The organism is Flavobacterium magnesitis, assembly GCF_041729735.1.
GTDB lineage: Bacteria > Bacteroidota > Bacteroidia > Flavobacteriales > Flavobacteriaceae > Flavobacterium > Flavobacterium magnesitis.
Genome location: NZ_JBCFQK010000001.1, coordinates 349,999 through 366,928 on the forward strand (window position 1 = coordinate 349,999; position 16,930 = coordinate 366,928).

Below are 16,930 nucleotides of genomic sequence, written 5' to 3' on the forward strand. Positions count from 1 at the left end.
TTAAAAAGACAAATCATGAAAAATTATAAAAAACTATATATTAATTTAATGCTAGTTGCTTCAATAGGACTTAGCACATCATGCAATCAAGATTTTCTTGAAGAAAAATTAGAAACTGCATACAGCAAAGCTTATTATGATACAGAACAAGGAATACTAGACTTAGCTGTTGGCACTTACTATCAAGTATTTGCGTTAGATATGAATAGAGAAGTTCCACTTACAGCAAATGAATCTGGAACAGATGAATTTCGCCTTGGGGGAGATCCTTCAAATAGACTATGGAATTCTTATGAAGCTGGTTTTGGTTCGTTTGTAACTGTATCCAACTCAAATACCGTAGCTGCCCAAACAAATTGGAACGATTTATACATAGGTATTGGTAACGCTAATCAATTAATTGAATCAGCTACTAACATTGCTTCTACTAATGATGCTATTAAAAAAGTAGCTTTAGGTGAAGGTTACTTTATGAGAGCTTATAACTATTTAAAATTAGTAAGACAATATGGTGGCGTACCTCTAAAATTAACTGTTAGTAATACAGTAGAATTAGAATACACTAGAGCTACTCCTGAACAAATATTTAGTCAAATTATTGACGATTTTACACAGGCTTTCAATTTATTAAGCAATACAGGTGGCCCAAATAAAATTACCAAAGACGCAGCAGCTCATTATTTAGCAAAAACGTATTTATCTAGAGCTAGTGAAATTAATGATACATGGAACTCTTCAACAAAAACTGCAGATTTACAACAAGTAGTTACACTAGCTGATGATGTTATATCTCGCCATCCTTTAGCAAATAATTTTGGTGAATTATGGGATTTTAGAGTCCCAAACGGTGCTAATGAAAGATTACCAGAATTAATACTATCCGCCGATTTTAATTCCAATCAATTAACAACTGGCGGCAATCAACAACATTTATATTTCCTTTCTACCTATGATCAATTACCGCAAATGATTCGTAATACAGCAGGTGGTAGACCATTTAGCCGTTTAGCACCAACGTACTTTACTTTTGATGTTTTTGATAAAGTTAATGACTCTCGTTTCTGGAAAAGCTTCCAAACAAAAGCTGCAGTAAATAATAGGTCAGGTAATATCTATGTTAATGGTGATTTAGGTTTTATGTATATAATCAACAAGCCTTCAGATACGCGTTTTGCTCTTACTAGAAATGACAACTCTATAATATACTCTAAAACTGGAAAAACAATCCCCGTTGTGTTTGTTGCTTATGCTGGAGATTCATTTATAAATAACAGAAAAGGCTTAAGTAGTGATGTGAGATTCCCTTCGTTAAGTAAATATATGGACGGATCAAGACTTGATTTTAATGCCACGAAAGGAAGTCGTGATGTTATTTTAGCACGTTCTGCAGATACTTATTTGTTTGCGGCAGAAGCTAAAGTACGCTTAGCAAAATTAGGTACAGGTTCATATAGTGATGCCCTAACATACATAAACGCTGTTCGTAATCGTGCAACTTACAAAGCAGGTGAAAATCGTGAAGCTTATACTGATGGTTCTGCAGCATGGACAACTGCTGTTCAAGGAGGAAGAGCTAGTTCTTTTATGCCTGAAAATTCATACTATGAGTCAAACAATATCCCAGTTGCTACTACAGCTACTAACTTAACAATTGGAAGTATTGGTGCGTTACCAGCAGAAGATGAAGCAGTAATTACTAAGTTAGGCTACACAACTGATTATGACCGTATGCTTTGTTTAGTATTAAATGAGCGTGCTAGAGAACTTTGTGGTGAATTTCACCGTTGGGAAGACTTAAGTAGAACAAAAACATTGGTAGCACGAGCCAAAGCATACAACATTGATGCTGAACCTAATATAAAAGACTTTCATATATTAAGAGCACTACCGCAAGAATTTCTTGATGCCGTTTTTAAAGATGGTCGTCCATTAACTACTGCAGAAAAAACTGAAATGCAAAATCCTGGTTATTAAACCAAAAAAGAAAATATTAAAAGTGGAGGCCTTAAACCTCCACTTTTTTTTACCTATATTAATTCTTTCCAAAAACAAAAAAAACCTAATAAACCAAAAGATTTACAAGGCTTTGTATTACATTAATAAAAAAATTTAAATCGAATTCCTATCAATAAAGTTGAATGGATTTTTTATTTTACCTGTTTCTTTATTCAAAATCATGCTTGCTGCAGTAGCTCCCATCATTTTAAAATCAGTAGAAACTACTGTAATTCCTAATAATTCTTTTAATGGTGTATCATTATAGGATATCACACCTATTTCTCTGCCTAATTCAAAATTCTTATCTCTAATTTGTTTCACAAGACTCACTAAATCAGACTCTTCTATTGTAATAAACAAATCTCCTTTTTTCAAGACAATATCATCATAAACCTCTCTCAATACCTCATATTCTAATCCTGAATCTACACAAAATCGTTTAAAACCATTTAAAATTCGTCTTGGATAAGGATAAACAGAACTTTCAGGATAAATTAAAATCAATTTATTGTATCTAGAGATTTTCTCAATTCCTTGCTTCAAAGCACCATAAATATCATTTTCATAATCTTGACAAACTTCGATTGCGGAGTTTTCTATCCCTTTATTATTATCTAAAATAACTAATTTCTCTTTTGGAATTTTATTAATGGCTTCTAAAACACTTTCGCCAGAACTAACATGTGTTAGATTATCGGTTTTAAAATGAGGCATAATTACATAATAATCATACGCTCCTAAATTTTTATCTATTAAATTCAGGAATAAGGTTTGGTCGCAATGGTAAATGTGTAAATCGGTTTGAGAATTTCCTCCAATATTATTGATGAAAGAATTATAAATTCTCATCTTATAAGAACTCAACTTGTTAATCAAAAAAAGCACATTGACTTTAGCAATTAGTTTTGTACGAGTAATATAATAACCTTTCCCTCTAATAGGAGTTATTATTTTTCTTTTCTTTAAAATATTATAGGCTTTTTCAACTGTATCTCGAGAAAGATAAAATTCTTCGCTAAGCATATTAATGGACGGAAGTTTCTGATCCATTTGTAATTTTCCAGTAGCAATACTGTCAATTATCGAATCTACAATTTGTTTGTATTTTGGGATTCTAGAGTTCTCACTTAAACTCATTGAGAACGAAACCCCTTCATCTATCATTTCTTTTGTCAAAAACTTTTCCATCTCCCTGTAAATTATATTTTTACCTTTCCATACCAACAAAATCCCTATCTCAATTTCAAAAAAGCAATATTTCCAAATAAAAAACTTGTAATCGATTACCAAATATAAAAATAAATTTAGTATTAAAAATAAAAAAGCTGAAAATAAAACAAAAAATGTTATAATTTACTATAAAATATATCATATATGCAAAAACCAGATTAATTAAGTATCAATTAACTAATTTAGTTTGTAAGCAATATTTTATCAAAACCGATTTTTAAAAGTTAATTTCATAAATTATTCAACACAAAAAACCTCATTAAAATCTACTGGCTTTAATGAGGTTAAGAATTATTTTTAATTTAAAACAAATGACTTTTATTCTTTCATAAGATTCAAAAGCATTGATTTTGGAACTTCTAAAACAGTTCCATGACGTGTTCCCTGCGGAAAACTAACCTTATCCGAAACATCTTCCCAACCTTTATCGGTTTGTTTTAAAGCACCATATTTATGGTCTCTGTATTTATCAAAGTAAACCAACCATTTACCATCAATTTTAATAGCTGTTGGTCCTTCTGCCCAATAATTTCCAGTAATTGCAGCACTTGCTTTAGTGTAAGGTCCTGTCAATTTATCACTATAAGCTACTTTAAGATTTTTTTGCACGGGAACTTTTGTTTCATCTTTTAAAAACATAATATAGCCTTTATCATCTTTCAAAATAGAAGAATCAATTACATTAAATCCTGGCTCATAAAGCAATTTTGTTGGACTATATGTTTTAAAATCCTTTGTAGTGGTGTAATATATTCTGTGATTGTAACCGCTATCTTCAGTAGATTGTGTTTCTGGGAATTTCCCTGTTATAGTACTCGCCCAATAAATCATGTATTCTTTATTCACTTCATCATAAGTAATTTCAGGAGCCCAAGTATTGCGTGTTCCACTTTCATGCTCCATTACAGGCAGGAATTCTTGTTTTGACCAATGAATTAAATCTTTTGAAGAAGCGTATCCAATTCCTTTATCTGTCCAACTTACAGTCCATACCATGTGATACAAACCATCGCCACCTTTAATAATACAAGGATCTCTCATGAGTTTGTCTTTTCCAACTTCAGGAGTTAAAAACGAAGCATCCTTTTTCAATGTTTGCCATTTATAACCATCTTCACTGTACGCTAAATGCAAACCATCTTCTCCATTTCCTTTGAAATAAGAAAAAAGATAGACTGATTTTTCGGCAATTATTTTATTAGCTACCAACCAATGTTCTAAAGAAGCTGACCAATCAGTATTGGTTCCTTTTGTTCCCAATCCAAAGCCATGACCTCCGTTTTCATAAATATGCATTTCGGCACGCACTTTATTCTTCTTTAAAGCCATGTAATAATTGACACTATTCTCAACAGGAACAGCATGATCATCTGTAGCATGAACTAAAAATGTTGGTGGTGTATTTTCGTTTACTTCTTTTTCATTCGAATATTTAGCAATCAATTCATTAGAAGCCGTTTTTCCTAGAAGGCTTTCCTTCGAACCATTATGTGTAATTCCATTTTCCATTGAAATTACTGGATAAATCAACATTGAAAAATCAGGACGAGCGCTGATATCTCCTTTTGCTTCATACACTTTATCTAAATAATGCGTCGATGCTGTTGAAGCCAAATGACCTCCAGCCGAAAATCCCATGATTCCAATTTTATTCTCGTCCAAATTCCATTTTGCTGCGTTTCTACGCAAAACACGTATGGCTTCTTGTGCATCTTGCAATGGACCAACCGTTTTGTCTTTCATAATGTCATCTGATGGCAAACGGTATTTCAACACAAAAGCCGAAACACCAATGGAATTGAACCATTCCGCCACATTAATCCCTTCTTTATCAATAGACAAAACCGAATATCCTCCTCCTGGGCAGATGATTACCGCAGCATTTTTAGCTGATTTATTTTCGACCAAAAAAGGTATTAAAGTAGGTTCAATTACTTTTCTAATCCCTGTTCGATTTCCTTGAGCATCTACTCGAGGTTCTTCTTTGTAGGCTTCATTTTTAATAGCTCCCGGGATTTTATCCCACAATGGAAATGCCGCGCTTTCTTGTGAAAAGCTGTTGATGGACATGCTTAAAAAAAGTACTAGTCCAAAAAATAGTGTTGTGTTCATGCTAAGTTTCATTTTTCTTATAAAATTCTATTTCTACAATACGCAATTATCCGTAAAAAAAATCTAATTCTTTATTGAGTTGACTCAAAAATAGTATATAATCGTTTTACTATTTATTTTTTTTCAAAACAACCTAAATCAGGAGCGGAACCATTAAATGGAAATCCGATATCAACCCCTGCATTTATTAGTTTACTTGAAGCTGCTAATTTTAAAAAATCATTATTTGGAAGACTTCCATCTGCTTGTCTTGGAGCCATTAATAATTTCTCATCAATACTTAAAAAATCAGCAACAGAAACACTAATATCGCTTAAATCAAAATAATTATTTTTCAAGACACAACGCGATTTATCAATATCTGTTAATTCGGCTGTTGTAGCCGCAAAACCTAAATTATTAGCCATTTCGTGATTCCATCCTGGTCCATCTATCCCAAAATCATTTGGATTTAAAGCCACACAATTGAGCATATTGTAATTTCTTTTATTCAAATAGGCAGTATTGTTGTACCAATAATTACCTTCTAAATGATGATTGGCATAAAATCCGCTTTGTTTGTTTTTAACGGCTAAACAAAAACGAATGGTATTTTTAGGTATGGAAGTATATTTTTCGATCAATTCATTATAAGGATTTTTTCCTTTTCCATATCCTCCTGCTTTGAATCCGTTTCCATCTGCTCTAGAAATAAAACCTGATGAATATCCATTATAAAAAGCCCAGCAATTTTCTATTAAAACGGGTTCGGTATTATTAATTAAATCAAAACCATCATCGCTATTAAACCAAGCTCTACAGCCTCTAAAAACATTATTTACGCTTCCTTTTTCAAGATGAGCACCAAAACCATCACTATTTCCGCCTTTTCCACCCTCAGAAACCGAATCATAATTATTGTAAGCATCACAATTTAAAACCAAATTATTCGACCCACTAAGCATGTAAACTCCAATAGCCATATTGTCGTGCATACTTAATTGTTCCAAGGTGTTGTTGCTTCCACGAACTTCAAAACATTCTGATTGTGTGTGCTTTTTAATTGTAACCTGAACGCCTACAACTTCAATTCCTTTAATATGAATATTATTGCCATCAACTAAAAAAGCAATGACACGCTTTCCAGCAGGTTTAATATTTTTATAATCAAAAACAGGAATTTCATTTTTATAAGCTAAATAAGAAATTCCGTTTTTATTTAATTGGGTTACATAAGCCCAAATTCCTCTTGATTGAGTAATTTGCTCTTCTCGCATCAAATAAAAACCTCCTCTTATGAAAACGGTATCACCTGAACTGGCTAATTCCTGTGCTCTTTTTATGCTCTCAACAGGAGTTTTGATTGTTCCATTATTGAAATCATTTCCTGAAGGAGCAACATAGAATTCTTTTGCTAAACAAAAAAAACTATTTAAAAATAGTACGGCAATTAGGATTTTAGATTTCATGTTACACTAATTAATTTTATGTGTGTGTGTGTTTGAATTTCAGTAATTCATTTTCATAAAAAAGGGAAGCTGTTAAACTTCCCTTTTTCTATTACAAACTATTAAACTTACTTATAAAAAGAAAGCAAAATAGGGTTCTTAATTATTTCATTTTGTAGATCTCAGATCCTGCTAACAAGAAACAACCCAAACCATAATCTTCAAAATCAGGAATTTTATCATAGCTTAGTGGCATACCATCTTTTGGTTCTTTTCCTGTAGATTGCAAATATCCTAAAAAACCATTTTTATGCAAACTTTCAGTTACCAATGCGTTCCAGGCTTTTTCAATAACTGGTAAATAGGTTTTCTTGTCTAAAATTCCATTATTGATTCCATAAGCAATTCCGTAAACAAACAAAGCCGTTCCTGAAGCTTCTTTTTCTCCATAGTTATTTGGATCATGCAAACTTGCATTCCAGAAACCATCGGCTCTTTGAATAGGCACTAATGCTTTTGCCATCGCTTTTAAATCTTTTACATATTGCGCTCTGTGTGGCGCATTTTCTGGAATAATTGTTAATACTTTTGCCAAAGCTCCAATTACCCAACCGTTTCCACGACTCCAGTAACAATCTTCTCCATTTGGTTCTTTGTAAGGAGGATCAAAATCAGCATCACGCCACCACAATCCGTCTTTTGGATTATACAATCCGTTATCACCATGTTTGTCTCTGGAGTACATGTACATATCGTACATTTTTTCATAATAACGATTGTCTTTTTCTAAAACCCCCATTTTTGCAAATACTGGCATTCCCATTTGAATAGCGTCAATCCAAGACCAATCGTCTAATTGAGGCGTATTCAGCAACATATCCATGTTTGCTTTTGTGTTTTTTAATTTTTTAGGATCTGGTTCTAAAACATACAAATCAATATAAGTTTGGGCTGCACAATAATTATCGGCATTACGAGTGGTGTTTCCTCCGTTAAAGCCCCATTTGTGTGATTCTGCCCAATCGTAAGCATATTTGTAATATACATCTTTAGGATAAATTTCGTGCAAAGCCATTAATCCTTCATAGTAAACCCCACGTGTCCAAATATTACTTGGACGCTCTTTATTTGTTATGATAGTTTTACCTGTATCAGGCCATTTATCCATAAAATATTTATTAGCCAATTCCATTTGAGCCAAAACTACTTTTTTGTCAAAAGTTTGTTGAGCTACCGAAACGGAACTGTATAATAAAAAGGACGTAAAGATTAAAACTAGTTTCTTCATTTGTTTACTTTTTTTTGGGATTAATAATGGATTTAAAGTTTATATTTTTGATAAAAAATAATTAATTAGGTAAAAATAGTTTTAGACTCTCTATTTCCCGTCCTGTAGCATCCTGTTAAATTAAATTAACAATTGATTTTCGGCATTAAAATTGCGACTGGAAGGAAAAAATTATTTCGAATAAATTAAAAAAATAATGACTTGGCATTACTCAATAATTCTGCCAAAAAAACAAAAACAATCATTTTTTCAAAATAAATATAAAAACACAAACTCTTCATTCTAAATAAATCTGAACAACTTATTTATACAATCAAATATAATCTAAAATGAATAAACTAAAAACAGTAACTGCACTTGCTTTAGCAACGGTGACTTTATTTTGTTGCAACACAAAGAAAAACACAAATAATTCAAAAACATTAGTAACTATTCCAACTGAAAATGAAGTAGGTGTAAAAATGCTTTCAGCAGAAATTGAAACTGTAAAAGCACCTTTTAAAACCATCCAATTTACAAAACCGACTTTTCCATCTGAAAAAATCACATTAACACTTTCTAAAACTGAAATAAACACTGCTACAATTCAAAAAGCAATTGACCAATTAAGTGCTAAAGGAGGAGGAACTATTGTTGTCCCTAATGGAAAATGGATTACAGGAAGAATTCAACTGAAAGACAACATCAATTTTCATTTGGAAAACGAAGCACAACTTATTTTTAGCGGTGAAATAAAAGATTTTCTTCCGGTAGTTTTTACCCGAATTGAAGGAATTGAAGTGATGTCACTCGGTGCTTGTATTTATGCTAATGGCGCTACAAATATTGCCGTAACCGGAAACGGAAAACTGGTAGGACCTCAAAAAGGCTCTATTCGAGACCGAATTTTAACAAAAGATGTAATCGACAATGTAATTGATCCGAATACTCCTGTAGCCGAACGAATTGTTGATGGGAAGAAACAAGACTGGATTTTTCCACCTATGTTTATTTCTCCTATTAATTGCAAAAAGGTTTATATCGAAGGCGTTTCTTTAGAAAATTCTGCTTTTTGGAATATTGTTCCTATTTATTGTGATAATGTAATTATTCGTGGTGTAACCGTCAACTCAGTGGGAATAGCACGTGGTGACGGAATTGACATTGAATCCAGCAAAAATGTATTAATCGAATATTGTAATCTAAGCACTGGTGATGACTGTTTTACTATGAAAGCCGGAAGAGGAGAAGATGGTATCAGAGTAAACAAATCCACCGAAAATGTAGTGGTGCGTTACTGTCTTGCGTTAAAAGGACATGGCGGAATTACTTGCGGAAGCGAAACAGCAGGAATGATTCGTAATTTATATGTTCATGATTGTGTATTTAATATTGATGGTGTTGGTATCCGTTTTAAAACCAGAAGATCTCGCGGTGGTGGTGGTGAAAACCTAACTTACGAACGCATTCGAATGAACCTTGACCAAACGGCTATTAAATGGGATATGTTGGGCTCATCTGGTAGTGTTGGCGATCTCGCCGATCGTTTGCCAGCAAGAGCAATTAATAAACTGACACCAAAATTTCAAAACATCACTATTAAAGATATTATTATCGAAAACTGCTCCACTTTTATAAAAATTTTCGGTATTCCTGAATCGCCAGTAAGCAATTTGACTATTGAAAATGCTACTGTAAATTCTACGGAGTTATTCAACGCTCACGATCTTCGGGATGCTACTTTTAAAAACATGTCTATTACAACAAAAGATTCAACATTATTTTTATTAGATTCTAGAAATATTGTTTTTGACCAAATTAATTTCAAAACACCGAAATTTGCAAAACTTGACATCAAAGGAGAACTTTGTGACTCGATTATTGTTCGTTCAAGTTCTAATATTAAAAATGCTAAATGGTTTAAAAAATGAAATTTTCTTTTTTCCCGTCCCTAAAGGGTGGAAAATTTCTTAACAATACATATTAAAAAGAAAACTTCCTAAATACTCTATAAAATGGAGCACTTAGGAAGTTTTTTCATTTCAAAAAATTTAAAATGAATTCTAATTCTTTAAAGGAGTTATAGTAACTGGAGTTGTTAATCCTGAAGGCATTGGAGCCCATTTAGTAGCATCAAATTTATTATAATCTTTATCCACCATATTGATTTCGTAGAAAATTTTCCACTCCTTACCTTTCTTTTCCATATCAATCACTCTATTTGCAGAAAGATTAGTAACCTGAACTTTCAATTCGTTTTTGCCTTTCTTCAATTTCCCTAAATTAATAGTAAAAGGTACTGACCAAGCATCGCCAATATATTCTCCATTCAACCAGATTTTAGCACTTTCTCTAACATCGCCTAAATTTAATTTCCAGTTATCGGCAGCTATTTTTGGAGCATCAAATTGCAAGGTATATAAGGCTGTTCCTGAGAAAGCTTCCGTTTCCGGGCTAATTTTAGTCCAGGATTCTAAAGTACTTACTTTTGCCGGAGCTGGTAAAGTTGGCCCTCCTTTTTCGAAAGTCAATTTCCAATCTCCTTTTAAAACAATTGGCTCTGCTGTGGCTTCATAATATTTCCAAGGTTTTTCAGAAGCCGTATTTTCTGTTTTCAGAATAAATGATTTTCCAGATTCTATGCGAAGTTTTACCCTAGTAATTTGTCCTTCTTTTTTAACCATCGCATTACCAACATTTCTATTCAATGGATCTAAAATCAACACTTCTTTATTGGCTACAGCCAAAGGAATAAATCCTTCGATTGTTTTAGCAGTATGATTCACTAAATAATAGATTTTTTCTCCATCTAAATCTCTTCTGATGAATTTCAAACCCGTTTTTACTAATGTTTCTGGTTGTTCATTGGCATCAGCCAAAGCTTTAAATAAATCACTCACTGGACTTATAATCGCCGATTTTGAAGAAAGTAACGCCGTTAATTTGGTATTTTGAGCTTCGAAATCATTAAATCCCGGAACTGATTTTGGCAAACCTTCAAAAATAATATGAGCTCCCGCTTTTTTCAAAGCAATCAATTTCTCTAAAGTAGCCAATGGCATTTTATCACAATTTGGAATCACTAATGATTTATAACTACCTCCAGGCAAAACTAGCATTCCGTCTTTTACCGAAGCCTGAGCAATAAAACTATCCGAAACAAAATCAACTCCATAACCGTTATCCATCAATTTTTTAGTGGTATCATAAAACGGAGTTCCGTGCAACCATTCTTTTAACGAGTGAATCTTGAATTGGAAAAATAAATTTCCTCCTAAATTTTTTCCCCAAGTATCATAAACTGGATAATACAACAAGGTTTCATTATCCGGTTTTCCAGCTTGCAACATCGACTGGCAATTAGCAATATAATCGAACAATCCTGGAGCATCTTCCCAAATAGAATTAGTAGCATTAAAATTTACAGAAGCATAAAATTTCCATCCCGGCCATTCCGCTCTTGTAGGCGAATAAGTAGATCCATGAAGAAATACATGATTGATTCCGTTAAGCATCAAATCCTCAACTTCTGGTTTGCATTGCGACAATGCTGTTTTAAAATGGTCTCTCAGCCAAGTAAAAGTTTCTGAAGAAGTTAATGGTTTTCCAGCAATATGCGCCGCCGAAGAAGAAAATTTCAACATTACAGGATCGGCATCACCGTCTCTAATATCTTCTTTTTCACGTCTGAATCCCGGAATATCATAAGGCATTGAACCAAAAGTTTCACATTCAGGAATATCAGCAGATGCATATAAATCAATTAAATTCCCTGGTGAGCCGTGCGCTTGTAATTTGGTTTTGTAATTTTTCGAATTTGCCCATTTCGTCCAAGGCAAATCAAATTTATTTAACAATAAATCAGAAATTGTTTCTCTATAATCGCTTTTAATTCTGTTTCCAATTTCAGAATCTTCTTTACTCAACAACTGCGGAAGGTATTTTTTCAAATCATAGCCTCTGCGTTTTTCAAATTCCTGTAAAAATAAAGGGGTGAAATCAGTACCATATACTTCGTAACTATCATTAAAAATAGCTCTCAGTTTTCCTTCAAATCCTACTAATGCTTTATCAAAAGGAGCGACATAAGCATTTAGCGCTTCTGTAGAAAAATGATCTAAAGTGTAGCCTTTTCCACCTGGTGCAGCACGTTTAACCTGCTGACCTGTTTTTCCAGCAAAAACAGCATAGATCGTATAATTTGTTTTTTTAGCTTTCCAGTTTAGTATATTTCCTTTCAATTGGCTTGTTAAATCAACGTAAGAACCATCAGATCCGTAAGCCGAAACCGCTAATAATTGTGCTGGCACTTTCTCCTTTGCTGAATCTACATTGATTTCCTTATTAAATTGTTCATTTTTCTTAACCTCATATTTCTCAACTACTAATTTAGTTGCTGCATGTGGAAGCGTAACCTGAGAACCACCATAAGGCCAACCTGTTCCTAAAACCATATCAACTTGTAAACCTAAACTATCGGCAATTTTTACCGTGTAGCCCAACATTTCCATATACTTTGGTGATAGATAATCAATAAAATTATTCTCTTCACCTTTTACCCCATATATAGGTGTAATTTCAACTCCTCCAATTCCGACTTTTTGAAAATCGATTAAACTAGATTTCAAATTAGGTTGGTCTACTGCACTTCCCATCCACCACCAGCGTGCCCATGGCTTGTTCACGTTTTTAGCTTCAGCCCAAGCTGTACTTGACTTATTTACTTGAGCAGCACCGTTTAGAGAAAAAAGAATCCCGATAACAAACGGAAGATAATTAAGTTTAATTTTCATTGATTTTATATTAAAATTAGTGGGGTTTTGATTTGTATTAAACAATCTAGCCTCCTTATTTTTAAAATTTGAGTAAATTTTATTTAGAATATAAAATTATCAAACTTGGCTTTCTAAAGCATCCTGCCCCGTCCTGTTAGTAAACTCGTCTAGAACCAAGAAATAAAAGTTTTTTAATTTTCGACTGCCACATCATCAATAATAATGCCACTTAGAAATGCTTCATTTGTTTCAATTTCAAAAAATAATTTTACTGTTTTTTAATTTTTTGATTGTCGAATCTATCTGCACTACTCAAAACAGAATCTTTAAAAACACAACCAACATCATTTACACTTGTATGAAACAACTCTACAACTTAATATCCTATTTAATTACTAATCTCAATTGACAATAAGAGCAATAAGAGCCTGTTTAAATTCATCAAAATTATATCCGCCGCGGCGGATATAATTTTGATGAATTTTCAAGAAATTTTTCACCCTTTAGGGATGGGGAAAAAGAAAATTTCTTTTTTTATTATAGATTTAAACAAGCTCTAAAACTTATTAAACGACTTTTTTCTACTTATCGCCCCATTAAATTGACCTTTTATTAACATAAAACACTAGTTAGGTATTGTTTTTAAAAAGACAAAAACACACCTAATAGCCTTAAAACAAATGATTTTGCATAATTCATAAAAAGATTAACATTAAATTGAATGAAAAACAATATAAAATACAAAAAAAATAAAAAAATAAAAAAAATAATTTAAAAAAATAAATTAATCGCAACAAAAAAGAACAGAACTAATTAAGAAACAAACACACAAGTTTCTATATATCAATAAATTAAAAAACAAAAAACAAGATTAACAGACAGAACAGGACAGTTAAAAATATCAAAAAAATTAACTTTGAACAAAATGCTAACCATAACAACAAGTTAATTATGAAAAACAGACTTTTTTATTTGTTGAGCTTCCTATTAGTTGCTTTTATAAGCACTACAACTTATGCTCAAGAAAAATTAGTAAAAGGGAAAATCATTGACGAGTCAGGATTTCCTGTTCCCGGAGCTTCTTTAGTTATCAAAGGAACAACTAAAGGAAGTACAACAGACATGGATGGAAATTATTCCATTTCAGCAACACCAGGCGATGTTATCGTCTTCACCTATTTAGGTTACACAACTGTAGAAAAAACAGTAACCGAATCGAACACTTACAATGTCTCTCTAGTACCAACTCAATCTCAACTAGAAGAAGTAGTTGTTATTGGTTATGGTACCGTTAAAAAATCAGATTTAACTGGAGCTGTTACGAGAGTTAGTGCAGAAGAATTAAACGACCGACCTGTAAGCAATGCCATGGAGGCCTTGCAAGGAAAAGCCGCCGGTGTGGACATTACCACTAGCGAACGCCCAGGAACACTTGGAACAGTTCGTATTCGTGGACAACGTTCATTAACTGCTAATAGCAATCCTCTTTATGTAGTTGACGGAGTACCATTGTTATCTTCTTCAGCTATTGAAACCTTGAATCCTAGAGATATTGAATCTATTGACATCCTTAAAGATGCTTCTGCTACTGCTATTTACGGTTCTCGTGGAGCCAATGGAGTTATCATCGTTACAACAAAACAAGGAAAGTCAGGAAGATTCAATTTGAATTACTCAGCTACATTAACTACTACTAACATTGTAGATCGTTCACCTTCCATGAGTGCTGCTGATTTTATCCAATTCAAACGTTGGGCAGGATATAATTCGAGTATGCTTGATCCAACCTCATTTCAATATGCACACCCAAACTCTCCTACTATTGCAAGTGACACACAATTATTTGCCAGTTCATTAGATGGTAATACTACTAGAGATAATGTACTGAAAGGTTGGGAAAATGGTAATTTTGATGCTTCTAAGGTAACCAATACGGATTGGACAGACTTTGTAACACGTACAGGAATCATGAATGAACACGTAATCAGTGGTAGTGGCGGATCTGAAAAAGTGAATAGCTACGCTTCTTTTGGTTACTTAAGCAACAAAGGAACACAAAGAGGGCAAGACTATTCTCGTTACACTACAAAATTGACAACCAACATTACACCTGTAGATTGGTTTAAGTTAAACGCCTCTTTAAACATTTCCTGGAGCGAACAAGATTTCGGTATGTCAACTCTTGGAGGACGCAGCGGATCCGTACCTAATGCAATTTACGGAGCGGCTAAATCTATATTTAACATGGCTGTCCCTTATGATGCAGATGGCAACTTATTGATAAATCCAGGTGGAGAAAATGGAATCTATACCATAATGAACGAATGGGAAAAAAGCACTCAATTGTCACAAACCATGCGTGCTTTAGGTAACATTACTGCCACTATTGAAGTAGGAAAAATATGGGAACCACTACAAGGATTGAGTTATAAATTCAATTTTGGACCTGATTTCCGTCATTTTAGAGAAGGAGTTTATATTGACGGTACTTCTTCACACAGAATTAACTCTAATGGTACTCCAGGTAGAAATTTTGCCCGATTGAGAAACGAACGTGATTTCTCTTGGACTTTGGATAACATGATTGTCTATGATCGGACTTTTGGCAAACACAAAGTAGGAGCTACTGTAGTACAAAGCGCTTCTTTTTGGGATGAAGAATTCTCCTCTTTAGCTGCAAGTAACATTGCCAGACCTTCTTTCTTATGGAATGCCTTAGGCGATATTGATCTAACGAATGCTGACAATGGAGCAAGTATGAGTTCTGATATTGTTCAACGTGGAATTTATTCCTATTTAGGACGTTTTAATTATGGCTTTGACGACCGTTATTTACTAACCATTTCAGGACGTTATGATGCTGTAACTCAATTATCCGAGGGCTACAAATGGGATTTCTTTCCTTCAGCAGCCTTAGCCTGGCGTGTCGATCAGGAAGAATTCATAAAAAACACTGACTGGATTAACAACCTTAAACTTCGTTTAGGATTCGGTACTGTTGGAAACTCTTCAGTTAACCCATATGCCACACTAGGAAACATCAGAAACATAAACCTACCATTTAACGGAATAAGCAACCAAATAGGCTTTACTACCAACGAACCTTATTATACAGCTAATTTAACTCCAATGGCAAATCCTGCCCTAGGATGGGAAAAAACTACCCAATACAATCTTGGGGTTGATTTTGGAATCCTTAAAAACCGAATTGGCGGTACCATAGAACTTTATAGATCCTTTACAAATGATTTAATATTAAACACAATTATACCAACATTGACAGGCTACAATCAAACTCTTGCTAACATTGGAAAAACAAGCAATAAAGGAGTTGAAGTTACTTTAAACTTCACTCCTGTCCAAACAACAAGTGGATTTACATGGGAAAGTAGTGTAAATGCAGCTTGGCAGAAAGATAAAATTGAAGAATTGGCTTACGGTAAAAATGATATGGTTGATAATTCTTGGTTCATAGGCGAACAAATCAATGTACTCTATGGTTTTGATAATTTAGGCTTATGGCAAGACACACCAGAAGACCAGGCAGAAATGGCTCTATGGAACGCTAATGGCTATAACTTTACTCCAGGAAACGTACGTCCCAAAGATCAAAACGGAGACTACGATATGACTATTGAAGATAGGACTATCATTGGCAATAGCAGTCCAAACTGGACTATGGGATGGAATAATACTTTTAACTATAAGGGTTTTGAATTATCAGCACTTTTATATGGACGTATGGGTTATACAGCCTCATTAGGTGGAGAAGCATTGACAGGAACAAGCAATCAACGTCAGTTAGATTACTGGACACCTGATAATCCAAATGCCGAATTTCAAAAACCATTGTTAGGACAAGCATCTGCTGGATCAAGAGATCCTTACTCAGGATTGCTTGGATTTACCAAAGCTTCTTTTGTAAAAATCCGTAACATTTCTCTAGGGTATAATTTCCCTAAAGAGTACACTTCCGCAATTGGCTTGGCTAATTTGAAAATTTATGCTCAGGCAGTGAACCCTGGAAGTATCTATCAATCGGTTGACTGGTATGATTTTGATACTAATTCAACCATCTTCAACCGCAGTTTTGTAATGGGAATTGAAGTAGGATTTTAATA

The 16,930-nt window shown here is 33.5% G+C and carries 8 protein-coding genes; 3 read left to right on the plus strand and 5 right to left on the minus strand.

Going from position 1 to position 16,930, the window contains the following annotated elements; all coding sequences use genetic code 11:
- Positions 1-15 precede the first annotated feature (15 nt).
- Entirely contained in the window at positions 16-1,974 is a 1,959-nt protein-coding gene (locus AAGV33_RS01490) for a RagB/SusD family nutrient uptake outer membrane protein (RefSeq protein ID WP_373390132.1), read from the plus strand.
- A gap of 135 nt (positions 1,975-2,109) precedes the next feature.
- On the opposite strand, the gene AAGV33_RS01495 is transcribed toward AAGV33_RS01490, so the two are convergent.
- From AAGV33_RS01495 to AAGV33_RS01510, 4 genes are all read right to left on the minus strand, one after another.
- On the minus strand, positions 2,110-3,162 hold the full coding sequence (locus AAGV33_RS01495) for a GntR family transcriptional regulator (RefSeq protein ID WP_373390220.1): 1,053 nt from the start codon (positions 3,160-3,162) through the stop codon (positions 2,110-2,112).
- A 384-nt stretch (positions 3,163-3,546) separates the two neighbouring features.
- Entirely contained in the window at positions 3,547-5,340 is a 1,794-nt protein-coding gene (locus AAGV33_RS01500; protein ID WP_373390133.1) for a prolyl oligopeptidase family serine peptidase, read from the minus strand.
- Between the two features lie 113 nt (positions 5,341-5,453).
- Complete coding sequence (locus tag AAGV33_RS01505; RefSeq protein WP_373390134.1) at positions 5,454-6,788, minus strand: right-handed parallel beta-helix repeat-containing protein; 1,335 nt, start codon at positions 6,786-6,788, stop codon at positions 5,454-5,456.
- Positions 6,789-6,930: 142 nt separating this feature from the next.
- Positions 6,931-8,055 carry a glycoside hydrolase family 88/105 protein gene (locus tag AAGV33_RS01510; protein WP_373390135.1) on the minus strand — a complete coding sequence of 375 codons (1,125 nt, stop codon included), beginning with the start codon at positions 8,053-8,055 and terminating at the stop codon, positions 6,931-6,933.
- 329 nt (positions 8,056-8,384) lie between these two features.
- Between AAGV33_RS01510 and AAGV33_RS01515 the strand changes: the two genes are divergently transcribed.
- Entirely contained in the window at positions 8,385-9,965 is a 1,581-nt protein-coding gene (locus AAGV33_RS01515; protein ID WP_373390136.1) for a glycoside hydrolase family 28 protein, read from the plus strand.
- A gap of 132 nt (positions 9,966-10,097) precedes the next feature.
- On the opposite strand, the gene AAGV33_RS01520 is transcribed toward AAGV33_RS01515, so the two are convergent.
- The gene (locus tag AAGV33_RS01520; RefSeq protein ID WP_373390137.1) at positions 10,098-12,827 is read right to left on the minus strand and encodes a glycosyl hydrolase; all 2,730 of its coding nucleotides are present in this window, start codon (positions 12,825-12,827) and stop codon (positions 10,098-10,100) included.
- A gap of 933 nt (positions 12,828-13,760) precedes the next feature.
- Between AAGV33_RS01520 and AAGV33_RS01525 the strand changes: the two genes are divergently transcribed.
- Complete coding sequence (locus tag AAGV33_RS01525) at positions 13,761-16,928, plus strand: SusC/RagA family TonB-linked outer membrane protein (RefSeq protein ID WP_373390138.1); 3,168 nt, start codon at positions 13,761-13,763, stop codon at positions 16,926-16,928.
- Positions 16,929-16,930: the final 2 nt, after the last annotated feature.